The organism is Streptomyces sp. NPDC048590 (assembly GCF_043199535.1).
Taxonomy (GTDB): Bacteria; Actinomycetota; Actinomycetes; order Streptomycetales; family Streptomycetaceae; genus Streptomyces.
On the sequence record NZ_JBICWC010000010.1, the window covers coordinates 74406 to 97735 of the forward strand.

Annotated in this window: 19 protein-coding genes, 1 tRNA gene and 1 riboswitch; of the genes, 4 read left to right on the top strand and 16 right to left on the bottom strand. The window is 70.3% G+C overall.

Going from position 1 to position 23330, the window contains the following annotated elements:
• Nucleotides 1-7: 7 nt before the first annotated feature.
• The gene (locus ACGFNN_RS27095) at nt 8-337 is read right to left on the bottom strand and encodes a hypothetical protein (protein ID WP_393559708.1); all 330 of its coding nucleotides are present in this window, start codon (nt 335-337) and stop codon (nt 8-10) included.
• A gap of 101 nt (nt 338-438) precedes the next feature.
• Between ACGFNN_RS27095 and ACGFNN_RS27100 the strand changes: the two genes are divergently transcribed.
• A complete protein-coding gene (locus ACGFNN_RS27100; protein ID WP_393559710.1) occupies nt 439-669 on the top strand; it encodes a DUF4287 domain-containing protein in 231 nt (76 codons plus the stop codon).
• 75 nt (nt 670-744) lie between these two features.
• On the opposite strand, the gene ACGFNN_RS27105 is transcribed toward ACGFNN_RS27100, so the two are convergent.
• The 8 genes from ACGFNN_RS27105 to ACGFNN_RS27140 all read right to left on the bottom strand — a co-directional run bounded on the left by ACGFNN_RS27105 (nt 745) and on the right by ACGFNN_RS27140 (nt 10417).
• Nucleotides 745-1632: a Bax inhibitor-1/YccA family protein gene (locus ACGFNN_RS27105; RefSeq protein WP_362540638.1), complete on the bottom strand. Its 888-nt coding sequence runs from the start codon at nt 1630-1632 to the stop codon at nt 745-747.
• Between the two features lie 488 nt (nt 1633-2120).
• Nucleotides 2121-2204: transfer RNA gene (locus ACGFNN_RS27110), tRNA-Leu, on the bottom strand.
• A 251-nt stretch (nt 2205-2455) separates the two neighbouring features.
• Complete coding sequence (locus ACGFNN_RS27115; RefSeq protein ID WP_393559712.1) at nt 2456-4861, bottom strand: glycoside hydrolase family 2 protein; 2406 nt, start codon at nt 4859-4861, stop codon at nt 2456-2458.
• Entirely contained in the window at nt 4858-5751 is an 894-nt protein-coding gene (locus ACGFNN_RS27120; RefSeq protein ID WP_393559714.1) for an ATP-binding cassette domain-containing protein, read from the bottom strand. Before ACGFNN_RS27120 ends, ACGFNN_RS27115 begins: the two co-directional genes overlap by 4 nt.
• The gene (locus ACGFNN_RS27125) at nt 5751-6695 is read right to left on the bottom strand and encodes an ABC transporter ATP-binding protein (RefSeq protein ID WP_393559716.1); all 945 of its coding nucleotides are present in this window, start codon (nt 6693-6695) and stop codon (nt 5751-5753) included. Before ACGFNN_RS27125 ends, ACGFNN_RS27120 begins: the two co-directional genes overlap by 1 nt.
• 4 nt (nt 6696-6699) lie before the next feature.
• Entirely contained in the window at nt 6700-7605 is a 906-nt protein-coding gene (locus tag ACGFNN_RS27130) for an ABC transporter permease (protein WP_393559718.1), read from the bottom strand.
• On the bottom strand, nt 7602-8597 hold the full coding sequence (locus ACGFNN_RS27135; RefSeq protein ID WP_393559720.1) for an ABC transporter permease: 996 nt from the start codon (nt 8595-8597) through the stop codon (nt 7602-7604). Before ACGFNN_RS27135 ends, ACGFNN_RS27130 begins: the two co-directional genes overlap by 4 nt.
• An 83-nt stretch (nt 8598-8680) precedes the next feature.
• On the bottom strand, nt 8681-10417 hold the full coding sequence (locus ACGFNN_RS27140) for an ABC transporter substrate-binding protein (RefSeq protein WP_393559722.1): 1737 nt from the start codon (nt 10415-10417) through the stop codon (nt 8681-8683).
• 222 nt (nt 10418-10639) lie between these two features.
• Here ACGFNN_RS27140 and ACGFNN_RS27145 point away from each other — a divergent pair, with 222 nt between their 5' ends.
• The 3 genes from ACGFNN_RS27145 (at nt 10640) to ACGFNN_RS27155 (ending at nt 15199) form a co-directional block, all read left to right on the top strand.
• The gene (locus tag ACGFNN_RS27145; protein ID WP_393559724.1) at nt 10640-11761 is read left to right on the top strand and encodes a LacI family DNA-binding transcriptional regulator; all 1122 of its coding nucleotides are present in this window, start codon (nt 10640-10642) and stop codon (nt 11759-11761) included.
• A 70-nt stretch (nt 11762-11831) separates the two neighbouring features.
• The gene (locus ACGFNN_RS27150; protein WP_393559726.1) at nt 11832-12599 is read left to right on the top strand and encodes an ABC transporter ATP-binding protein; all 768 of its coding nucleotides are present in this window, start codon (nt 11832-11834) and stop codon (nt 12597-12599) included.
• Nucleotides 12600-12664: 65 nt separating this feature from the next.
• A complete protein-coding gene (locus ACGFNN_RS27155) occupies nt 12665-15199 on the top strand; it encodes an ABC transporter permease (RefSeq protein ID WP_393559728.1) in 2535 nt (844 codons plus the stop codon).
• Nucleotides 15200-15266: 67 nt separating this feature from the next.
• On the opposite strand, the gene ACGFNN_RS27160 is transcribed toward ACGFNN_RS27155, so the two are convergent.
• From ACGFNN_RS27160 to ACGFNN_RS27190, 7 genes are all read right to left on the bottom strand, one after another.
• A complete protein-coding gene (locus tag ACGFNN_RS27160) occupies nt 15267-16571 on the bottom strand; it encodes a class I SAM-dependent methyltransferase (RefSeq protein WP_393559730.1) in 1305 nt (434 codons plus the stop codon).
• 281 nt (nt 16572-16852) lie between these two features.
• On the bottom strand, nt 16853-18238 hold the full coding sequence (locus ACGFNN_RS27165) for an NAD(P)/FAD-dependent oxidoreductase (protein WP_362540603.1): 1386 nt from the start codon (nt 18236-18238) through the stop codon (nt 16853-16855).
• 449 nt (nt 18239-18687) lie between these two features.
• Nucleotides 18688-19629, bottom strand: coding sequence for an exopolyphosphatase (locus ACGFNN_RS27170; RefSeq protein ID WP_393559732.1), 942 nt, complete (start codon nt 19627-19629; stop codon nt 18688-18690).
• 37 nt (nt 19630-19666) lie between these two features.
• A complete protein-coding gene (locus ACGFNN_RS27175) occupies nt 19667-20209 on the bottom strand; it encodes a DUF501 domain-containing protein (protein WP_362666107.1) in 543 nt (180 codons plus the stop codon).
• Nucleotides 20210-20279: 70 nt separating this feature from the next.
• Entirely contained in the window at nt 20280-20750 is a 471-nt protein-coding gene (locus ACGFNN_RS27180; protein ID WP_362540597.1) for a septum formation initiator family protein, read from the bottom strand.
• 92 nt (nt 20751-20842) lie between these two features.
• Nucleotides 20843-22129, bottom strand: coding sequence for a phosphopyruvate hydratase (eno, locus tag ACGFNN_RS27185; protein ID WP_356880541.1), 1287 nt, complete (start codon nt 22127-22129; stop codon nt 20843-20845).
• Nucleotides 22130-22443: 314 nt separating this feature from the next.
• Entirely contained in the window at nt 22444-23136 is a 693-nt protein-coding gene (locus ACGFNN_RS27190; protein ID WP_365522401.1) for a transglycosylase family protein, read from the bottom strand.
• Nucleotides 23137-23306: riboswitch (cyclic di-AMP (ydaO/yuaA leader) on the bottom strand. It lies immediately after the preceding gene.
• Between the last annotated feature and the right edge of the window lie 24 nt (nt 23307-23330).

A 23330-nucleotide genomic window follows, 5' to 3' on the forward strand; every position in this document is an offset into this window, starting at 1 on the left:
CGCGGCCTTAACGCCCCGCGGGCTCGAAGGCCCGCGCAGCCGCCTCCTCGACATACCGCACGGCCTCGTCCAGCTCCCGGGACGAGGCCGTTTCCAGTGCCACCGCCAGATCCCGGCCCGCGACCGCGACCTGGTCGCCCACGGCGAACATTCCGGCGTCGGGCATCACCCTCGGCGGCAGGTCCGGCGCCTCGGCCCGCTGGGCCATGGCGGACAGTTCCCTGGCAGCGGCGAGCGCCTCGGCGGCCACACCCTGCTGGAGCCGGCTCTGCGGGGTGCTCCGCAGCCGGTCGGCGAATCGGTCCACGGCGGTGATCAAGCCAGTCGTATCGAGCACGCCGCGACCCTACGCGCCCCCGCACGACGGTTGCCAAACGAGCCGGCGCTCCGGCACCGTGTCGGGAAGGACCAGAAACGCGCACTGCGTCGGAGGCGCCGATGACTCAAGTCTTCTCCGAAGAAACCCATCGCAACCTGCTCTCCCGGATCCCTCATTGCACCGGTCGCGAGATCGCCGACTGGCTCCGCACCGTCGACGAAGGCCCCTCACTCGTCCGCTTCGAGGAGAAGGTGAGCTGGCTGCGGGGCGAGCACGACCTCACCTACGGCCATGCCAAGGCGATCATCCACGAGCACGACCTGAGGCGGGCCGCGAGAAAGCTCGGCTGAGCTCCACGCCCTCCCCGAACGACGGAACGGCCCGCAGGCGGTGCCTGCGGGCCGTTCCGTCGTAGGGCTACGAGGTCAGTCGTCGCCGTTGAGGATGGAGAGCAGACGCAGCATCTCCAGGTAGATCCACACCAGGGTCAGCGTGAGGCCGAAGGCCGCCAGCCAGGACTCCTCGCGCGGCGCACCGTAGGCGATGCCGTCCTCGACCTGCTTGAAGTCCAGGGCCAGGAAGCACGCACCGAGGATGATGCCGATGACGCCGAAGAGGATGCCGAGGCCACCGCTGCGGAAGCCGAGGCCGTCACCGCCCCCGAAGACGCTGAACAGCAGGTTGACCATCATCAGGAGCACGAAGCCCATGGCCGCGGCCATCACGAAGCCGTAGAAGCGGCGGGTGACGCGGATCCAGCGCATCTTGTACGCGATGAGGACACCGGCGAAGACACACATGGTGCCCATGACCGCCTGCATCACCGTGCCGGGGCTGATGTAGGTGCTGACCGCGCTGGAGATCACTCCGAGGAAGACACCCTCGAAGGCCGCGTAGGCCAGGATCAGCGCGGGCGAGGCCTTGCGCTTGAAGGACTGGATGATCGCGAAGACGAACGCCACCAGGGCGGCGCCGATGGCGATGCCGTAGGACTTGCCGAGATTGGCCTCGTCGACCGGCAGCAGGGCCCAGGAGAGCGCGGCGGTGAGCACCACGGTGCCCAGCGTCATCGCCGTACGCGTGACGACGTCGTCGATCGTCATCGCGCCGGAGCGCGCGGGCGCCTGCGGAGCGCCGTACTGGGTGTCCTGCTGGGCGTAGGGGTTCGTGGCGTACGGGTTGGCGGCGGTGCCCTGCGCGTACGGGTTGGCACCCGCTGCGGGGGCCCCGGCCTGCGGCGCCGCGTTGAAGCCCGCGTAGCCGTTGTCGCGGCTGAACCCCCGTCGCGAGAAGACCGGGTTGCTGCTCCTCATTTCACTCCTCCATGGCCACCGTGCGTGGCCTTGCGTCAAGAGTAATGGGTAGGCAAAAGAATCACCCTAGTGCCAGAGGAGGATCTTTGAGGGATCTCGCCCGGGCAGCTTCCTCCTGCCCCCGCGCGACCAGCCGGAATCAGGAAATCCGGCACACGGACCTGCCCCGGACGGGGCGCGGCCGATCAGGTCGCCCTCCGGTGCGGTCCGGGCGCGGACGGGGCGGGCGCGGAATCAGCGGCTCCCGCGCGGTACGCGGCACGGGCGGACGGTGTGTGCCGCACCGCGAGCCACCGGGCGCCCGCCGAGGCCCGTGATGCCCGCGAAGGGCCCCGGCCTCGTTCGGCCGGGGCCCTTCGCCGCCTTACGCATCGCGATGTACGCCGTGAGGCGAGGGATGGGAATCCGCGCGGTGCACCCGGCACCTGGACGAGGGATCCGCGAGATCGGCCGCCCCTCCGGCTCGGCCCCGACGCCCCGGTGGTGAGTGCCCGGAGCCGGACTCGAACCGGCACGCCCCCGAGGAGGCAGCGAGGTTTAAGCTCGCCGTGTCTGCATTCCACCACCCGGGCGTGGGCGCGCGGCTCCGCGTCTGGCACAAGACCCTATCGGGGGGCATCCCTCGAACAGCGGAACATTCGCTCGATGTTGTCTTATTTTATTGATCTCGTGATGGTCCGTCAGACATTCGCCGCCGCATCAGCACACGCCCGTACCGGGCGGCGGGCACGAACCCGGCAAACGGGAATGACGGAAACTCGCCGCACCCGTACGGCCCCGTACGCCACGGGGTGCGCCACCGTCCGCCAGGGGCCGCGCCACCTCACCCGCCTGCAAGGTCGTTGACGCACCGGAGAACCGGCCGCCGGCCGAGTGCATCCGGGTCCGCCAGGACCGCTCCGGTGACGTGGAAGACCGCGCTCTCGCCGGGCAGCAGGGTCACCAGCATGTCGTCCACCTCGGCCGCGGGATCGAGGCGGTCGGGGAAGAGCGCGAGGTCACGGAGCAAGGTCCCCGCCGTCACCGTGACCCGGTACCCGATGCCGGATGCGTCACCCTGCGCGACGGTCACCTCGTACCGCGAGGGCTCCAGCGCGACCTCGGTGTCCTCCGCGTAGAACTCGATCCGCCGCAGATCGCCCAGCTCCGCCACCAGCACCTCGCGGGCGGGGTCGTCCGGCACGGCGACCGACGGGGGCAGCGGCACCCGGGTGACGTCGCGGGGGCCGGTGCCGACCACCACGCTCCCCTCTGCCAGGACTTCGCCCTCCAGGGTCCGCCTGGTCAGCCGGAGCGTGCCCTCCCAGAGGCCCGGGGAGTCGTTGACCAGGTGCAGTACCCCGTCGCGTACGGCCATCAGCCGGTCCGCGTACACCGAGCGCAGCGCGTACCAGAGGGGCTTGCGGCGGCCGTCGCCGTCCACGGCCGCCCAGGACACCACGGGCCAGCAGTCGTTCAGCTGCCACACGATCGCGCCCATGCAGTAGGGCGTGTGCGAGCGGAAGTGCCGGATGCCGAAGGCGACCGCGCGGGCCTGGTTCAGCTGGGTGAGCCAGTGCCAGTCGTCGAAGGACCCGGGCTGCGGGAGGTGGTCGCCGAGCCCCCGCAGCAGCTTCGCGTCGCCGTCCTCGGCCTTCTGGTGGTGGGCGAGCAGGGGGCTGCCCGTCTCCAGGGGGCCGCTCACCGCCCGGCGCAGGGTGGCGTGGGCGGGCGGGCCCTGGAAGCCGAACTCCGCGACGAAGCGGTGGGCGGTGTCGGCGTAGTGGCGGTAGTCGACCCGGTTCCACACGTCCCAGAGGTGCACCGTGCCACGCTCGGGGTCCTGCGGGGGAAGCTCCGGGGAGCCGGAGTAGGGGGAGCCCGGCCAGTAGGGGCGGGAGGGGTCGATCTCCGCGCAGAGGGCGGGCAGCAGCTCGTGGTAGTAGCCGGCGCCCCAGGAACGGCCGTCCAGTTTCTCCTGCCAGCCCCAGTCCGCGTGGCCCTCGAGGTTCTCGTTGTTGCCGCACCACAGGACCAGCGAGGGGTGCGGGGAGAGCCGGACGAGGTTCTCGCGGACCTCGGCCGCCACCTCGTCGTACAGCGGCTGCTCCTCCGGGTAGGCGGCGCAGGCGAACGGGAAGTCCTGCCAGACCAGCAGCCCCTTCTCGTCGCAGAGTTCGTAGAAGTCGTCGCTCTCGTAGAGCCCGCCGCCCCAGACCCGGATCAGGTTGACGTTCGCGGCGACTGCCTGGTCGAGGCGGTCGGAGATCCGCTGCCGCGTCAGGCGGGAGGGGAAGCAGTCGTCGGGGATCCAGTTCACCCCGCGCACGAAGACCGGCTCGTCGTTGACGACGACCCGGAACGCCTCGCGCTCCAGGCCGACGCCGCGGAAGCCCGTCCTGCCGGTCCACGCCTCCTCGCCGAGCCGGACGGTGACGTCGTACAGCGGCTGTTCCCCGTGGCTGTGCGGCCACCAGCGCGCGGCACCCGGCACGGCGAGGGTGGTCTCGGCGTGGTCCTCCCCCTCCGGGACGGTGAGGAGGGCCCGCGCCCCGGCCACCTCCACGGACGCCTCCAGCGGGCCGCCCCCGCCGCCCTCCACCGAGAGGCTGAGCGAGAGCCGTGGCACCCCGTCGGAGTCGAGGTCCCCGAGCACCTTCACCCCGGCGATGCGCGGTCCGGTCCAGGACTCCAGTGCGACCGGCCGCCAGATGCCGGAGGTGACCAGGGTCGGCCCCCAGTCCCAGCCGAAGTTGCAGGCCATCTTGCGGATGAAGGCGTACGGCTCGGTGTAGGCGCCGGGCCGGTCGCCGAGCTTGTCGCGCAGCGCCTCGGCATAGGTGTACGGCGCGGTGAAGCGGACGGCGAGGGTGTTGGACCCCTCGCGCAGCAGGTGCCGGACGGGGAAGCGGTAGCCGCGGTGCTGGTTGGCGGTGGAGCCCGCCTCGGTGCCGTTCAGCAGGACGGTGGCGACGGTGTCGAGGCCGTCGAAGCACAGGTCGGTGAACTCGTGTCCGTCAGGCGCCCACTCGAAGGTGGTGCGGTACGTCCAGTCCGTGCGGCCGATCCAGCCGAGGCGCTCCTCGTTGTCGTCCAGGTACGGGTCGTCGATCAGCCCGGCGGCCAGCAGGTCGGTGTGGACGCAGCCGGGGACGGCCGCCGGGAGGCCGGCCCGCGGGAGTCCTACTGGTACGGGCCCTTCGGCGGTGAGCGTCCAGCCGTCGTGCAGGGGCAGGTGGCGAGAGGTCACGCGGGGGTCCTTCCGCAGTCGGGGAGTCCGGCACAGGCGACGAAGTGGTCCGGCTCGGTCTCGTGGAGGCCGGTCCCGGGGGCGCCGTCACGGTGGTAGGCGCACTCGTCCACCGGCTCGGCGGCCGTCCAGGGCTGGTTCAGCCGGGGGACCGCGGCCAGCAGGGTGCGGGTGTAGGGGTGGAGGGGGTTGCCGAAGACCTTCTGGGTGTCGCCCCGTTCGACCACACGGCCGTCGCGCAGGACGACCGTCCTCTCCGCGAGGTAGGTGCCGAGGGAGAGGTCGTGGGTGATGTAGAGGACCCCGAGCCCGCGTTCCTTGAGTCCGGCGAGGAGGTTGAGCACATCGATGCGGGTGGACGCGTCGAGCATGCTGGTGATCTCGTCGGCGACCAGGAAGCGTAGGTCGAGGAGGAGCGCGCGGGCGATGAGCAGCCGCTGGAGCTGGCCGCCGCTGAGCTGGTGCGGGTAGCGGCCGAGCACCTGTCCGGGGTCCAGGCGTACGTCCCGTACCGCCTTCTCCACACGGTCGTCCCACTCCTTGTCGGGGACGCCGGGGTGGTAGGCGCGGCGTACGAGGGCGAAGACCCGGTCGGCCTTGAAGACGGGGTTGTAGCAGCTGAACGGGTCCTGGAACACGCCCTGCACCCGGCGGTAGAAGTCCTTGCCCGGCCGCACCTGTTCGCCGTCGAGGGTGAGGCTGCCGGAGGTGACGCCGGTGAGGCCGAGGACCATCCGGCCGATGGTGGACTTGCCGCTCCCGGACTCGCCTATGAGCGAGACCAGTTCGCCGGGTGCGGCGTCGAAGGACACCCGGTCCACGGCGGTGACGGATCCGCCGCCGAAGGCGCCGGCCCGGAAGGTCTTGGTGACACGGTCGAGCGTCAGCATCAGGCCGCCTTCCAGCATGCGACGGTGTGGCGGGGGGTGATCTCGACGACCGGGGGCTCCTCTTCGCACCGGCTGTCGGCGATCGGACAGCGTGCGCGGAAGCGGCAGCCGGCCGGGGGGTCGAGCAGGGAGGGCGGGGAGCCCTCGATGCCGCTGAGCGGCTTGTCCTTCCAGCGGGCGCCGACCTGGGGCAGCGAGCCGATCAGCATCTTCGTGTACGGGTGGCGGGGCCCGGTGGTCAGCGCCTTCGTGGGGGCCTTCTCGGCGAGCCTGCCCGCGTACATCACCATGATCGAGTCGGCGATGTGCGAGGTCAGGCCGAGGTCGTGGGTCACGAAGATCATGCTGTTGACGAGCCCCTTGTCGCGCAGCCCGGTGAGGGCGCCCACGACGGCCTGCTGGTTGGAGACGTCCAGCGCCGAGGTGACCTCGTCGGCGACGAGTACGGAGGGGTCGAGCAGGGTGGAGATCACCATCACGGCGCGCTGCTTCATCCCGCCGGACAGCTCGATGGGGTAGCGGTCCAGGACCCCCGGCTCCAGGCCCACCAGGGCGAGCCGACGGTGGAGTTCACCGGTGTCGACGGTGACCCCGCGTGAGGCGAGGAGCTCGCGGATCATCCGGCCGATGCGCCGGGTCGGGTTGAGGGCGCTCATCGAGTACTGCGGGACGAGCGAGATCCTGTGGAAGCGGTAGGCGTTCATCGCCCGGTCGTCGGAGAGCGGGAGTTCGTCGCCGTCCAGCGTCACCGAACCGCCCACGTGCCTCATCCGGCCGTCCAGCCGGATGAGCGACTTGCCCAGGGTGGTCTTGCCGCAGCCGGACTCGCCGGCCAGGCCGAGGATCTCGCCGTCCGCCAGGCCGAAGCCGACGCCGTCCAGCGCACGGACCTCGCCGCGCAGTGTGCGGTAGTGGACCCGCAGGTCGTTGACGGTCAGCGTCATGGGGTCAGGACTCCCTCAGCTTGGGGTTGAAGACCTCGTCGAGGCCGACGTTGGCGACGTAGAGCGCGCCGACGATCGCGGTGATCCCGGCACCGGGCGGGAGGAACCACCACCACATGCCGAGTTGGAGCGCGCTCCACTGCTGGGCGCTCTGCAGCATCAGCCCCAGCGAGACGCCCTCGGTCGGGCCGAGCCCGATGAAGTCCAGCGAGGAGGCGATGAGGATCGACCCGCCGAAGAGCAGGATGAACGTCATGAAGAGGTAGGAGCTCATGTTGGGCGCGATCTCGCGGAAGACGATCCGCCAGGTACCGCTCCCGCTGAGCCGTGCGAGGTCGACGAACTCCCGGGTGCGCAGCGAGAACGTCTGCGCCCGGATGGCGCGGGCGGCCCAGGGCCAGGAGGTCAGTCCGATGAACAGCCCCTGCACGGCGACGCTCCGCACCCCCATGTAGGCGTTGATGATCAGCAGGACCGCGAGGGCGGGGATGACCAGGACGACGTTGGTGAGCATGTTCAGCACCTCGTCGACGACTCCGCCCCGGTACCCGGCGAGGAAGCCGACGAGCATGGCGATGACGGCGGCGATGGCGCCCCCGACAACCCCCACCAGGAAGGTGGCGCGCAGCCCGTGCACGAACTGCGCGTACACGTCCTGGCCGAAGGTGGTGGTGCCCATCCAGTAGGTGCCGTCGGGCGCGGAGGCCTGCGGGCCCACGTATTCGTTGGGGTTGCCGTTCTCCAGCAGCATCGGGCCGAAGACGCCCACGGCGAGCAGGACGGCGACCACGCTCACACCGATGATCAGCTTGGGGTTGCGCACCGCGTAGTGCAGCGACTCCTTGCCGGGCTTGGCGACGGGAATCTCGGCCGAGGGGGCTTCGGGAGCCGGGTCGGGCAGTGTGCTCATGACGTTCCTCCTGCCATGCCCGTACGGGTGCGGGGGTCGACGACGACGTACACGATGTCGATGAGGAAGTTGGCGACGAGTACGCCGATGACGATGAACAGGAACGCTCCCTGGAGCAGGAAGAAGTCCTGGTTCTGGATCGCCGCCAGGATGAGTGAGCCGAGCCCCGGGTAGGCGAAGACGATCTCCGTGACCAGGGCTCCGGCGACGAGTACGCCCAGCTGGAGGGCGAGACCCGTCACCTGGGGCAGCACGGCGTTGCGGAAGGCGTAGCGGCGGATCAGCCGCTGGGGTGCGCCGAGGGCCGAGAGGTAGGAGGAGTAGTCGGACTCCAGCTCGTAGATGATCATGTTGCGCATGCCGATGGCCCAGCCGCCCAGCGCGACGAGGAACAGCGAGAGGAACGGCAGCACCCAGTGGTGCAGCGCGTCCAGCGCGAAGCCGGCGTTCATACCGGGCTGGGTGTCGAGGCTGTAGCCCCCGGATATGGGGAACCAGCCGGCCTTGGCGCCGAGCGCCCAGGCGAGGATCACCGCGATCCACATGTAGGGCATCGCGGTCAGCAGGTATCCGGCCGGGAGCACGGTGTTGTCGAGGACCTTGCGGCGGGCGGACAGCGCGCCGATCCAGTTGCCGGCGAACCAGCTCAGCAGGATGGCGGGGATCATCAGGCCGAGGGTGTACGGCAGGGCGTCCAGCAGGACGTCGCCGACGGGCGTGGGGAAGACGAAGACGGAGATCCCGAAGTCGCCCTGGAGCAGCGCGCCCCAGAAGTGGAGGTACTGCTGCCACAGCGGCTCGTCGAAGCCGAAGAGGTTGTTGTAGTACGTGCGCATCGCCTCGGCGGCCTCCGGCTGGGAGACGCGGGCGCGGGCGACCATGGCGGAGACCGGGTCGCCCGGCATGAAGCGCGGGATCATCCAGTTGACGGTGACCGCGACGACGAACGTCAGCGCGTAGATGAGCAGTTTGCGGGCGAAGTAGCGGCGCAAGAGGGCTCCCCTGGTGGAGAGCCCCGCCGTGCGCGCGCGGTCAGGTGGGCGCGCACGGCGGGGCGGTCATGGAGTCGGTGACGTCACCTGGCGGGCTTCAGCTGGGTGAGCGTCTCGAAACCGCCCATCTCCAGCCAGTTGCGCCAGAGGGCGGGTGCGGACTTGGGGGCTCCGGCGGCGTCCGACGGCCAGTTCTTCCAGGTCCCGGTGGTGGACTGCGACCAGAGGCCGTTGTACCAGAGCGGGATGATCGGCATCTCGGTCAGCTGGATGTCCTGGATCTTCGAGATCGCCGCCTTCATGCCGGCCGTGTCGTCGGTCTTCACCCCGCCGAGCTCCTGGACCAGCTTCCAGGCATCCTCGTTCTCGTACCGCCCGAAGTTGACGGTGTTCTGCTGCTTCTGGACCGGCATCTGGAAGATGTAGTCGTAGTACGTCCAGGGGGTGTTGGACAGCTGGCGCTCGTTGTTGATGACGAGGTCGAAGTCGCCCTTGCCTCGCTGCTCGTTGAGCGCGTTCTGGTCGGGGAACTCGGTGCTGACCTTGATGCCCGCGTCCTTGGCCCCGGCGGCGATGACCTTCGCCGCCTCCATCCAGTCGGTCCAGCCGGAGGGCACCGCCAGCTTCAGGCTGAGGGCCGAGCCGTCCTTGTTCTCGACGAAGCCGTCGCCGTCCCTGTCCTGGTAACCGGCGTCGGCGAGCTCCTTCTTCGCCGCGGCGGCGTCGTGGGTGAAGCCCTTCTCGGCGATCAGCGCCTTGTCGTCGAACTGCTCCCACTGCGGAAGCAGTCCGGTCGGAGAGGCGGGCTTGACCAGGTCCCCGTAGACCCCCTTGACGATCTTCCCGGTGTCCACGGAGGCGGCGAGCGCCCTGCGGAAGGCCGCGTCGTCCATCGGCTTCTTCGTGGTGTTGGGCACCAGCCAGGCGGTGTTGGCCGAGAGCATGTAGGGGGCCTTGTCGTAGTACGACACGACCTTCTTGCTCTTCACGAGGGAGGAGGCCCCCGGCAGGAAGTTGTTGCTGAGGTCCAGCTGGCCCTGGCCCAGCTGGCCGATGACCACCTCGTTGCTCGGGTTGGAGACGTCGACGATGTAGCGCGGGGCCGGCGTCATGCCGAGCGCCTTCGTGCCCCACCAGTCGTCGCGCCGCTCCCACACCACACGGTCCTGGGACTTGCTCTTCAGCTTGTACGCCCCGGTGCCGACCGGCTTGTCGTTGACACCGTTGAGGATGTCCTCGTCGCTGCGCGAGCCCCACACGTGCTCGGGGACGACCGGCTGGCCGTAGAGGGTGTAGTCCCACTCCTGGTAGCGGGCCTCCTTGAAGGTGAAGCGCACGGTGGTGTCGTCCACGGCCTTCGCGTCGGAGAGCCAGCTCCACAGCGAGTGGAAGGAGGAGGCCTCGATCTTGCCGAGCCCGTAGGAGTACGCCACGTCCTTCGCGGTGAGCGGCTTGCCGTCGGCCCAGGTGATCCCCTGGCGCAGCTTCACCTCGTACGTCTTGTCGCCGGTCCAGCCGCCCGACTCGGCAAGCCAGGGCGTCAGCTTGCCCTCGTTCGGGTCGAAGTGGAACAGCGTCTCGTAGACGAGCCCCTTGGTGCCCGTCGCGTGGTCCCAGTTGCGCAGCGGGTTGTAGTTGGCCGGCGGGCCCCACTGGGTGCCGGTGGTGTAGAGCGTCTCGTTGCGCGGCAGCGAGCCGCCCTTGCCGACCGGACCGCCCGTGCCGCCCGCGCCCGTGCCGCCGCCCCCCGTGCAGGCGGTGGCGGCGAGCGTGAACACGGCGAGCGCGGTGGTGACACGCAGCCGGGTACGCGTACCCATAACCCCTCCTTCTCCCCCGCCGTCCCTGCGAGCGGAGTTACTGAACCGGGTAAGTGCGGCGAAGGTATGGGCCCCCCTGGGCGCTGTCAAGGGTGCGGGAGCGCTCCCAATCGAGTTTCTCCAAGGCACAGTTGAAGAGGTCTGGACCGCCCGGGGGAAGGCGGAGGTCAGGGTCCTGTGGTTAGGATGCGCGATGAAGAGGAACCGGTTAAGCGAGGTCGTATGCCCAAACAGCGCCCCACCATCGCCGACATCGCGCGCCGCGCGGGGGTGTCGAAGGTCGCGGTGTCGTACGCCCTGAACGACCGGCCGGGCGTCTCGTCCGCGACCCGCGCCTCGATCAAGGCCATCGCACAGGAGATCGGCTGGCGCCCCAACAGCGCGGCCCGCGCCCTGACCCGTGCCCGGGCCGACACGGTGGGACTCGCGCTGTCCCGGCCGGCCAGGATGCTCGGCACCGAGCCGTTCTTCATGGAGCTGATCAGCGGCATCGAGACCGAGCTGTCCGCCAGCGGCCGCGCCCTGCTCCTCCAGGTCGTCGCCGACCCCGCGGAGGAGCTGGAGGTGTACCGGCGCTGGTGGGGCGAGGGCCGGGTGGACGGGGTGTTCCTCGCCGATGTCCGCTCCCCCGACCCGCGTATCGAGGGCGTCGCCGAGCTCGGGCTGCCGGCGGTCGTCATCGGTCATCCCTCGGCCGCCGGATCGCTCACCCCCGTCTGGTCGGACGACTCGGCGGCGCTGCGCGACACCCTGACCTATCTGAGCGCCCTCGGCCATCGCTCGGTGGCCCGGGTCGCCGGGCTGCCCGATCTCGTCCACACCCGGCTCCGGGACCGCGCGCAGCGTGAGATCAGCGCGGAACTCGGCCTGGACGAGCCCGTGGTGGTGCACACCGACTACTCCGGCGACGAGGGCGCGCACGCCACCCGGCGGCTGATCACCTCTCCCGCCCGGCCCACGGCCGTCCTCTACGACAACGACATCATGGCCGTGGCGGGCCTCTCCGTGGCCCAGGAGATGGGGCTGGACGTACCGGGCGACCTCTCGCTCGTCGCCTGGGACGACTCCCAGCTCTCCCGCGTCGTCCGGCCCCCGCTGACGGCGCTGAGCAGGGACATCCCCGCGTACGGCTCCCACGCGGCCCGTACCCTGATCGCGAGGGTGACCGACGGGGCGGCCCCCGGGTTCGAGGACGCCGCGGCGCGTCTGGTGCCCCGCGGTTCCACAGCCCCGCCCCGCGCGAGGCAGCTCACCGGGACTCAGGGTCCGTCTCCTACCTCAGGACTACGGACGCGCCCCGCGGATGCGACTCAAGAGGGCCCCGGAAACGGTCACGGGGGGTGACGTCCGGGCGCCGCGCGGGGGTGACGATGGGGAGGTCCCCGAACGCACCGCCCGAACCAGGAGCACCCCTGTGACCACCACCACCGCCCACCGCACCACCGCGGTCGCCGCCCGTGCGACGGAGCTGTCGAAGGTCTACGGCCAGGGGGAGACCCAGGTGGTCGCGCTGGACCGGGTGTCCGTGGACTTCCCGCAGGGCGAGTTCACCGCGATCATGGGCCCGTCCGGCTCGGGCAAGTCGACCCTGATGCACTGCGTCGCCGGTCTCGACAGCTTCAGCAGCGGTTCCGTACGGATCGGGGAGACCGAGCTGGGGTCGCTGAAGGACAAGCAGCTGACCCAGCTCCGCCGGGACAAGATCGGCTTCATCTTCCAGGCGTTCAACCTGCTGCCGACACTGACCGCGCTGGAGAACATCACCCTGCCGATGGACATCGCCGGCCGGAAGCCCGACAGGGCCTGGCTCCAGAAGGTCATCGACATGGTCGGCCTCTCCGAGCGGCTCAAGCACCGTCCCACCGAGCTCTCCGGCGGCCAGCAGCAGCGTGTGGCCGTCGCCCGCGCCCTGGCCTCGCAGCCGGAGATCATCTTCGGTGACGAGCCGACCGGGAACCTCGACTCCCGCTCCGGCGCCGAGGTCCTCGGCTTCCTGCGCAACTCCGTGCGCGAACTCGGCCAGACCGTGGTGATGGTGACCCACGATCCGGTCGCCGCCTCCTACGCGGACCGGGTGGTCTTCCTCGCGGACGGCGCCGTCGTCGACCAGATGCCGAACCCGACCGCCGACGGTGTCCTCGACCGGATGAAGGCGTTCGACGCCAAGGGCCGCACCAGCTGAGCGGGCGGCCACACCGCCCCCGCCCCGCCCTCGTTCCTCCGCTTCCATCCCCAGGACACACAGACATGTTCCGTACCGCCCTGCGCAATGTGCTCGCGCACAAGGCCAGGCTGCTGATGACCGTGCTCGCCGTCACGCTCGGCGTCGCCTTCGTCTCCGGCACCCTGGTCTTCACCGACACCCTCGGCAACGCCTTCCGCAAGCAGTCCGCGAAGAGCTACGACGACGTCGCCGTCGCCGTCTCGACCAGCGCCGGCGACCAGGACGGCAAGGCCCCCGGCATCGACGACGCCACCCTGGACAGGATCCGCGCGCTGGAAGGCGTCGCCTCCGCCACCGGCCGGGTCTCCGGCTTCGCCGGTGTCGCCGACCCGGACGGCAAGCTGATCGGCAACGGCTGGTCCAACACCGGCGCCAACTACGCCCCCGGCAAGGGCGGTCAGGACGCCCGGTACGCCTTCACCGACGGCTCCGGTCCGGACCGCGGCGGCGAGATCTCCCTCGACCGTGACACCGCCTCCAAGGGCGGGTACCACGTCGGCGATCCGGTGCGGGTCGCCACCAACGGGCCGGTGAAGGAGTACAAGCTCTCCGGCGTCTTCACCACCGAGGACGGCGCGGTCAACGCCGGCGGCAGCCTCGTGCTGTTCGACACCCCGACCGCGCAGGGGCTCTACCTGAAGCCCGGCGTCTTCAAGGACGTCACCGTGACCGCCGCGCCCGGCGCCTCCGACGGGAAGCTGCTGGACGAGATCGAGCCGCTGCTCCCCGAGGGCGCGACCGCCCAGACCGGCCGGGCCCTGGCGGACGAACAGGCGGAGCAGATCGAGAACGAGCTCACCAACCTCAACACCATGCTGCTGGCCTTCGCGGGGATCGCGCTGTTCGTCGGCGTCTTCCTCATCGCCAACACCTTCACGATGCTGGTCGCCCAGCGGACCCGTGAACTGGCCCTGATGCGGGCCATCGGCGCGTCCCGCCGCCAGGTCAAGCGGTCGGTGCTGATCGAAGCGGGCGTCGTCGGCGCGCTGGCCTCCGTCATCGGCTTCGGCCTGGGTGTCGCGCTGGCCACCGGACTGCGCTCCGCGATGGGGGTGATCGGCGGCAAGATCCCCGCGGGTCCGCTCGTCGTCTCGCCGGTCGCGATCGGATCGGCCCTGGCCGTCGGTGTCCTGATCACCGTGGTCGCCGCATGGCTGCCCGCCCGCAGGGCCGCGAAGATCGCCCCGGTGGCCGCCATGAGCAGCGTGCACGCCACGGCGAGCACCAGGTCCCTGGTCGTCAGGAACTCGATCGGCGGCGTGATCGCCCTGATCGGAGCGGCGGGGATCGTCGGCGGTGCGGCCACCGGCGGCACGGACGGCCGCTACCTCGTCGCGGCCGGCGCGTTCTTCGCCCTGATCGGCGTGATCGTGCTGATCCCGCTGCTGTCCCGGCCGGCCGTCGCCCTCGTATGGCCCGCCCTGAGGAAGCTGTTCGGTGTCTCCGGGAAGCTGGCCTCGCAGAACGCCGTCCGCAATCCGCGGCGCACCGGAGCCACCGCCTCCGCGCTGGCCATCGGGCTGACCCTGGTCACCGGCATCTCGGTGCTGGGCGTGACCCTCGGCCAGGCCGTCGACAGGATGACCACGGACAACATCAAGGCCGACTACATGGTCTCGATGGCCGGCGGCGGGTCGCTCGACCCGTCCGCGCTCACCGCCCTGGAGAAGGCCGACGGCGTCAGCGCCGTCTCCCCGCAGCAGGCGGCCTGGTTCGAGGTGGACGGGAAGTACCACTCGGCCTCCGGCGTCACCCCCGGCGACGTGGAGAAGGTCTTCTCGCTGAAGACCGTCTCCGGCTCGCTCGGCTCCCTGAAGGACGGCAGTGTCGCGGTCGGCTCGAAGACCGCGAAGTCGAACGGCTGGAAGACCGGCGACACCCTCCCGGTGACGTTCGACGACCGGAAGAAGGGCGAGCTGAAGGTCGGTGCCGTCTACGAGGAGAACGAGTTCCTCTCGCCCTTCCTCGTCCCGAAGGCCCTGGCGGACGCGCACAGCACCACCGCCCGACCCGACATCCGCGAGGTCTGGATCAAGACGGACGGCGGCGCGAGCAAGGCCGGTGAGCAGGCGATCGTGGACGCGCTCGGGGACAACCCGGCGATGAGCGTCATGGACCGGCAGGACATCCGTGACATGTTCGGCGGCTTCGTGAACACCGCGCTGAACATCATGTACGGACTGCTCGCCATGGCCCTGCTGATCGCGGTCCTCGGAGTGGTCAACACCCTGGCGATGTCGGTGTTCGAGCGGCAGCAGGAGATCGGCATGCTCCGCGCGATCGGTCTCGACCGGCGCCGGGTCAAGCGGATGATCCGCCTGGAGGCCGTCGTCATCTCGGTCTTCGGCGCGGTGATCGGGGTCGGCCTCGGGGTCTTCCTCGGCTGGGCGATCGGCCGGACCCTCGCCGAGAGCATCCCCGGCTACGCCCTGGTCGTCCCGTGGGACCGGCTCGCCGTCTTCCTCGCCCTCGCCGCGCTGGTGGGTGTCCTGGCCTCGCTCTGGCCGGCCCGCAGCGGAGCGAAGCTGAACATGCTGACGGCGATCAAGACCGAGTAACACCGTCCTGACGCGAAAGGGGGCGGCACCCGCACACACGGGTGCCGCCCCCTTCGCACGAGCCGGGTCAGTCCTTCCGCGAGGCCGTCCAGTCGCGGGCCCGAAGCGGCATGCCGCTGGGCCCTCCCTCCCGCGGGCGCACCGCGAGGATCTGGTTGACCCCGATCTTGTTGTGCTCGAAGGAGAGGGCGGAGGCCGCCATGTAGAGCCGCCAGACGCGCGCCCGTCCGGGCGAGGTGGCCCGCACGGCCTCCTTCCAGTGGTCCTCCAGGTTGGCCACCCAACGGCGCAGGGTCAGCGCGTAGTGCTCGCGGATCGCCTCGACGTCGCGGGCCTCGAATCCGGCCTCCTCCAGAACGGCCACGGTGCGGCCGACCGGGGCGAGTTCGCCGTCGGGGAAGACATAGGCGTCGATGAACTCGTCGATGCGGTAGGCCGACTCGTCCTTCTCCGGGCGGCGCGCGATCTGGTGGTTGAGGAGACGCCCGCCGGGCTTCAGGAGCGCGTACAGGTCGTCGGCGTACTCACGGAAACGTTCCGTGCCGACGTGCTCGGCCATGCCGATGGAGGAGATCGCGTCGTAGGGGCCGTCCTTGACGTCCCGGTAGTCCTGGACGCGGATCTCGATCCGGTCGGTGAGGCCCTCCTCGGCGATGCGCTTGCGGGCGAAGGCGGCCTGCTCGGTGGAGAGGGTCACCCCGGTGACTCTCGCTCCGTACTCGCGGGCGGCGTGGACGGCCATGGCACCCCATCCGCAGCCGACGTCGAGGAGGCGGTCCCCCTCCTCCAGGGCGAGCTTGCGGCAGACCAGGTCGAGCTTGTCGCGCTGGGCCTCCTCCAGCGTGGCGCCCTCCTGCCAGTAGGCGCAGGAGTAGACCATGGAGGGGCCGAGGACCAGGGCGTAGAAGTCGTTGCCCACGTCGTAGTGGTGGCTGATCGCCTCCTTGTCACGGCGCCTGGTGTGCAGCGGGCCGGTGCGGCGGCGTACTTCCTCGGCCGGCGGAGGCGGGGGCGGCCAGGGGCCGGCGAGTTCGAGCAGGCCGCGGGCGAAGGCGCGGACCTTGGGGTCACGGACGGGGTGGACGGTGTCCTTGGCATCGGCCCCGCGCTCCCAGAGCAGCGAGGCCACGGCGTCCAGTGCCGCGTAGAGATCGCCGTCCACGTCGATCTCACCGGCCACCCAGGCGCGGGCCAGGCCCAGTTCGCCCGGCTTCCAGAGCAGCCGGCGCAGGGCGCGGCGGTGGCGGAGGACGAGGGTGGGGGCACCCGGCGGACCGGATTCACTGCCGTCCCAGGCCCGGATCCGGACCGGCAGGGGTTCTCCGAGCAACTCTTCGGCAAGAGCGGTCAGCCGCGATGCGGCGTCGGCCATGGTGCACACCTCCGTGGTGGTGTTTCCGAACGTGCCTGAATCTCGCATATGCGCACCCGCACCGGAGCCACGACACCTCGGGCCCACGGCGAGGTACACGGGTGTCAACGCCGCGTGACGCCGGTACCATCCCGCCCCCGGGCAACGGAACGGCAAAATACTTTCACTGGCCACGTATCTTCGGGCGAGCACGGCCGGACGCGCCCGCGAAGGGCCGGGGCACGCCGAAGGGGTCGTCCGCACCACGGATGGCGGACGACCCCTTCGGTGACGTACGAGCGCTAGGAGGCCTTGGCCTTCTCGCCGTCGGCCTTGGCCGCGACCGGAGCCGGGCTCGGCTTGGCAGCCTCGTAGAACTCCTCGCGCGGAGTCTCCATGGCGCCGAGCGAGACGACCTCGCGCTTGAGGAACATCGCCAGCGTCCAGTCGGCGAAGATCCGGATCTTGCGGTTCCAGGTCGGCATGGCCATGCCGTGGTAGCCGCGGTGCATGTACCAGGCGAGACGGCCCTTGAGCTTGATCTTCACCTTGCCCATGACGATCATCGCGACGCCCTTGTGCAGGCCGAGTCCGGCGACCGCACCCTTGTTGGCGTGGCTGTACTCCTTCTGCGGGAAGCCCCGCATGCCGGAGATGACGTTGTCACCGAGGATCTTCGCCTGCCGCAGCGCGTGCTGGGCGTTCGGCGGGCACCAGGCGTTCGGGTTGCCGGCGCGGCGGCCGACCATGTCCGGCACCTGGGCGTTGTCGCCCGCGGCCCAGATGTAGTCGGTGCCCTGCACCTGGAGCTTCTCCGAGGTGTCCACGTGACCACGCGGGCCGAGCGGCAGGCCGAAGCGGGCCAGCGCCGGGTTCGGCTTCACGCCGGCCGTCCACACGATCGTGCTGGAGTCGACCTCGAGGCCGTTCTTCAGCACCACGTGACCGTCGACGCAGGAGTCCATGGAGGTCGAGAGGTAGACCTCGACACCACGGCTCTCCAGGTGCTCCTTGCCGTAGGCGCCCAGCTTCGGGCCGACCTCGGGAAGGATCTTGTCGGCGGCGTCGACCAGGATGAAGCGCATGTCCTCGCGCTTGACGCTGGTGTAGTACTTCGCCGCGTCGCGGGCCATGTCCTCGACCTCGCCGATGGTCTCCGCGCCGGCGAAGCCGCCGCCCACGAAGACGAACGTCAGCGCCTTGCGGCGGACGTCCTCATCGGTCGTCGAGTCAGCCTTGTCGAGCTGCTCGAGGACGTGGTTGCGCAGACCGATGGACTCCTCGATGCCCTTCATGCCGATGCCCTGCTCGGCGAGGCCGGGGATCGGGAAGGTGCGGGAGACCGCGCCCATCGCGATGACCAGGTAGTCGAAGGGCAGCTCGTAGGCCTCGCCGACGAGCGGCGCGACCGTGGCGACCTTGCGGTCCTGATCGATGGTCGTGACACGGCCGGTGAGAACCTCAGCCTTGGGCAGCACGCGTCGCAGCGGGACGACGACATGCCGAGGCGAGATGCTGCCGGCAGCAGCTTCGGGGAGGAAGGGCTGGTACGTCATGTACGAGCGCGGGTCGACGACCGTGACGGTCGCCTCTCCATACCGCATCTTCTTCAGAATGCGACGAGCTGCGTACAGGCCTACGTACCCACCGCCTACAACGAGGATCCTGGGACGCTCCGTGGTGCTCATGCCATCGAGTATCCACCCCCCTCGGGGGGCATGCTCGTGAGCCCCTTCACAAGGTATGCGCGACCCTCTGCTACACTTCGCCGCCCACGTGACCCAGGTCATGGGCAGGACGGGGAACCACAGCCCGTCGGCGAACGTTGTTCACCACCTGTGAGCTGGCCCTTGAGTCGCCGCCACAGACGAACCGGCCCTCCGGGACACGCTTCCGCCACACCGCCGAAACACCCCCGCATCACCCCTCCCGCGCCCCCCGGACCGCCCGCACGGCCCCCTGGGCGAAGAACTTCGCCCACTGGGGCCGAATTCCTTGTGAAGAAGTTCACGAAGCTTGTCGCGGCGGCTCGCCGAAGCCCTCCCCGTACGGCCCCGGGGAGGGCTTCGATCAGCTCAGAAGTGCAGGCCACAGTGCGTCTGAGCGGGATCTCACGACCCCGCCCGGACCTCTGTGATCAGGCCGCCGACCAGGCGATCCCGTCAAGGATGTCGTGCTCGCTCACGACGACCTCCCGGGCGCCGCACCGCTCCATCACCGCGAGCAGCACGAGCGCCCCCGCGGCGATCACGTCGACCCGCCCGGGGTGCATGGCCCCGATCGCCGCCCGCTCCTCGTGCGTCGAGGCCAGCAGCTTGCCGGTGATGTCCCTGACCCGCTCCAGGGACACACGGGAGTGGTGGATGGCCGCGGAGTCGTACTCCTCCAGCCCCAGGGCGATGGCGGCGACGGTGGTGACCGTGCCCGCCAGCCCGACCAGGGTCGCGGCCGAGGAGAGCGGCACGGTCTCCTCCGCCAGGTCCAGTGCGGCTGCGACGTCCGCGCGGATCGCGTCGGCCCTTTCAGGGGTCGGCGGGTCCACGACGACTCCGTCCACCACGAGGTGACGCTCCGTCATGCGCACACAGCCGATGTCCACGGACCGCGCCGCCCGCACCGAGTCGTCACCGACGACGAACTCCGTGGAGCCGCCGCCGATGTCCACCACCAGGTACGGCTTCTCCAGGTGTTCGGCGCCCAGCAGTTCCTTGGTGGCGCCGTCGAAGGAGAGCTGAGCCTCCCGGTCGCCGGTGACCACCTCGGGCTCGACACCCAGGATGTCCAGGACACCGCGGACGAACTCGTCGCTGTTCTCCGCGTCCCGGGAGGCGGAGGTGGCGACGAAGCGGATCCGCTCGGCCCCGAGCTCCTTGATGACGGCCGCGTACTCCCGGCAGGCGTCGAAGGTGCGCTCGAGCGCCTCTGGGGCCAGCCGTCCGGTGCGGTCGACACCCTGGCCGAGGCGGACGATCCGCATGCGGCGGTCGAGTTCGGCGAAGTCCCCCGTGGCGGGGTCCACGTCGGCGACGAGCAGACGGATCGAGTTGGTACCGCAGTCGACGGCGGCAACGCGGGTCATGGGGCTCCTGTGGTCGTACGGGTACCGCGGGCGGGTGTCAGGACTCGTCGGGGGCGGCGTCGCCGCCGCACGGCGTGACGCAGGGGCCCTTCGCCCACCACTCGGGAAGCATCGCGATCGCCTCGTCGCCCAGCGGGTTCACCCCGGGACCGGCGACCAGCGAGTGGCCGACGAGGACGTGGAGGCACTTCACGCGGTCGGGCATGCCCCCCGCGCTCGGGAAGCCCTCCAGGACCTCGATCGCGTCACGGCGCGCGAGGTAGTCCTCGTGCGCGGCACGGTAGGCGGCGGCCAGCTCCGGATCCGTCGTGAGCCGCTCGGTCATCTCCTTCATGACCCCGTTGGCCTCCAGCGTGCCGATCGCGGACGCGGCACGCGGGCAGGTCAGGTAGTACGTCGTGGGGAACGGCGTGCCGTCCTCCAGGCGGGGCTGGGTCTCGACCACGTCCGGGTTGCCGCAGGGGCAGCGGTGCGCGATGGCGCGCAGACCACGCGGCGGACGGCCGAGCTGGAGCTCGAACGCGGCGATGTCCGCGGCGGTGGGCGTGGTGGGTTCTGTCTGCGGAGGGGGCGTGTCCATGCCTGCCTTGAATGTCATCGGTCGGACTGTATGAATCGGTACGGGGATCGGGCCCGGCGCGCGCACCGCGTCATTCGCGGTCCGCGCTGTCGACGCCGTCCCAGAGGTTCGAGTGCCACGGCCGGCCCGTCGCCCCCGGATCGCCCCGCCGCTCCTCGGCGGCGTCCGGGTCGACCACGGTGTAGCCGGTCTCGCCGGGCAGCACGTAGTGGAGGTGCTGGCGCGCCAGACGCCGGATGTACGCGTCGTCCTTGAGCCGCGCCTTCTCGTCGCGCAGTTCCTCGGTCCGCTGCCGGGCCTCCTGCGAGAGCCTCTCCTGCTCGGCGATCTGGTCGCGTTGGGAGATGTACTGCCGCATCGGATACGCGAGCGCGACCACCAGGGAGCAGACGATCAGCGCGAGGAACGCGGCCCGGCCGGTGAGCCGGGAACGCCGCGCCTGACGGCGGTTCTGGGACCGGTAGACACGGGCCGCGGTCTGCTCACCGAGCAGTCGCAGCCTGGTCGCGGTGGAGAACCGGTCGCGGTCCTTCCCGGCCATGTCTCACGCTCCCGTCACGCACGTCCGTCCCCGCACACGGTACGGGACCGGATGCGGGGACGGACGGAGGCTGGTGCCCCGGACTCGGGCTGTCAGCCCTCGAAGCGGAACCGCGGGAACGCCGAACGGCCGGCGTACACGGCGGCGTCGTCGAGGATCTCCTCGATACGCAGCAGCTGGTTGTACTTGGCGACGCGGTCCGAGCGGGCCGGGGCGCCGGTCTTGATCTGACCGCAGTTCACGGCGACGGCGAGGTCGGCGATGGTGACGTCCTCGGTCTCACCGGAGCGGTGCGACATCATGCACTTGAAGCCGTTGCGCTGCGCCAGCTCGACGGCGTCCAGGGTCTCGGTCAGCGAACCGATCTGGTTGACCTTGACGAGCAGGGCGTTGGCCGAGCCCTCCTCGATGCCGCGGGCGAGGCGCTCCGGGTTGGTCACGAAGAGGTCGTCGCCGACGATCTGGACCTTGGAGCCCAGCTTGTCGGTGATGACCTTCCAGCCGGCCCAGTCGTCCTCGTACAGCGGGTCCTCGATGGAGACCAGCGGGTACGCGGAGACGAGCTCCTCGTAGTACTCGGTCATCTCGGCGGCCGAGCGGGACTTGCCCTCGAACTCGTAGACGCCGTCCTTGTAGAACTCGGACGCGGCGACGTCGAGCGCGAGCGCGATGTCGCGGCCCGGGACGTAACCGGCCTCCTTGACGGCCTCGATGATGAGGTCGAGGGCGGCGCGGTTGGACTCGAGGTTGGGGGCGAAACCGCCCTCGTCACCGAGACCGGTGGACAGACCCTTGGTCTTCAGGACCTTCTTCAGGGTGTGGTAGATCTCCGCGCCCCAGCGAAGGGCCTCGGAGAAGGACTCGGCGCCGATCGGCGCGATCATGAACTCCTGGATGTCCACGTTGGAGTCGGCGTGCGAGCCGCCGTTCAGGATGTTCATCATCGGAACGGGCAGCAGGTGCGCGTTCGGGCCGCCGAGGTAGCGGAAGAGCGGGAGGTCCGAGGCCTCGGACGCGGCGTGCGCCACGGCGAGCGAGACACCGAGGATGGCGTTGGCGCCGAGGGAGCCCTTGTTCTCGGTGGCGTCCAGGTCGAACATCGCCTGGTCGATGAGGCGCTGCTCGGTGGCGTCGTAGCCGACGAGCTCCGGGCCGATCTGCTCGATGACGGCGAGGACGGCCTTCTCGACGCCCTTGCCCTGGTAACGGTTGGGGTCGCCGTCGCGAAGCTCAATGGCCTCGAACGCACCGGTGGAGGCGCCGGACGGAACAGCAGCACGTCCCGTGCTGCCGTCGTCGAGGCCAACCTCGACCTCGACCGTGGGGTTGCCCCGGGAGTCGAGGATTTCCCTGGCTACGACGACGTCGATGGACGGCACGAGGCATCTCCTTCTGGGATCTGACACTGATTGGGCAGGGTCACTGTGGCCTTGCGTCACGAGCCTAACCGGCCCGGCCCGCTCCGTCGGCCGTCCGCCCGTCCCCTGGGACGAAAAAGGACCCGAGGGCCTGCATTACGGGCAAATCTCCAGAATTTTACTGGACAGTAACCACAACAGTTGAACGCTCACCCCGTCGGGTGAGCACATTCCGGCACATCGCGGGTGCCGGAACGGCCCGGCCCGGCGTGCGGGGGGTCTGCACGCCGGGCCGGGCCCTCCGGGGCAGGAGGAAGACCCCGGACCGCTTCCGACTACTTCAGGTGGAGCTGCTGCCCCGGGAAGATCAGGTCGGCCTTCTCGACGATGTCGTCGTTCAGCTTGAAGAGCTTCTTCCAGCCGCCCTTGACCTTCTTCGCGTCGGCGATCTTGCTGAGGGTGTCGCCGGCCTTCACCTTGTACTCGCCGTCACCCTTCGCGACCTTCTGGCCGGTGGGGGTGGTGACGGTCTTCTCGGGAGCCGTGCGCTTCTCGCTGCGCGTGGTGGGCTGCTCGGCCTTGCGCTCCGGCGCGGCCTTCGGGGCCGTGTCGCCGTTCTTGGCGGAGCCGGTGTCGACGCCCGGGTCCACACCGTCGTTCGTGAGGCCGCCGGCCCCGGCGCAGGACCAGGCACCCGGGCCCTGGATGTCGAGCAGCTTCTCGGCGGCGGCGATCTGCTGGTCCTTGGTGGCCAGGTCGGCGCGCGCGGCGTACTGCGTACCACCGGCCGCGGCCCAGCTGGACTGCGAGAACTGCAGGCCGCCGTAGTAGCCGTTGCCGGTGTTGATGGACCAGTTGCCACCGGACTCGCACTGGGCGACGGCGTCCCAGGTCTCGACGGAGGCGGCGGAGGCGTTGGTCGCGCCCATGAGCGGCACGGCGACGGCCGCGCCGGTGACTCCGGCCAGGGTCGCGATCCGGACGGCCTTGGACGGGCGACGGTGCTTGCCCGTGCTGGAAAGCAGCATGGTTCTCCTCACCGACGCCTACGAGGTGAGCTGTCGGGTTCGGGCCTGTGAGTTGCCCGGCCATCCGCTCCCGCGGACGGCTCCACCCCTAGCCGTTCCCCTCCGTCTCGCGACGTCCGGGTCCGGCACCTACCTGGGTCCCCCGCTCCTGCCTACGGCGCTTTACGCGTCGGTACCCCTCGGCCGACGGCAGG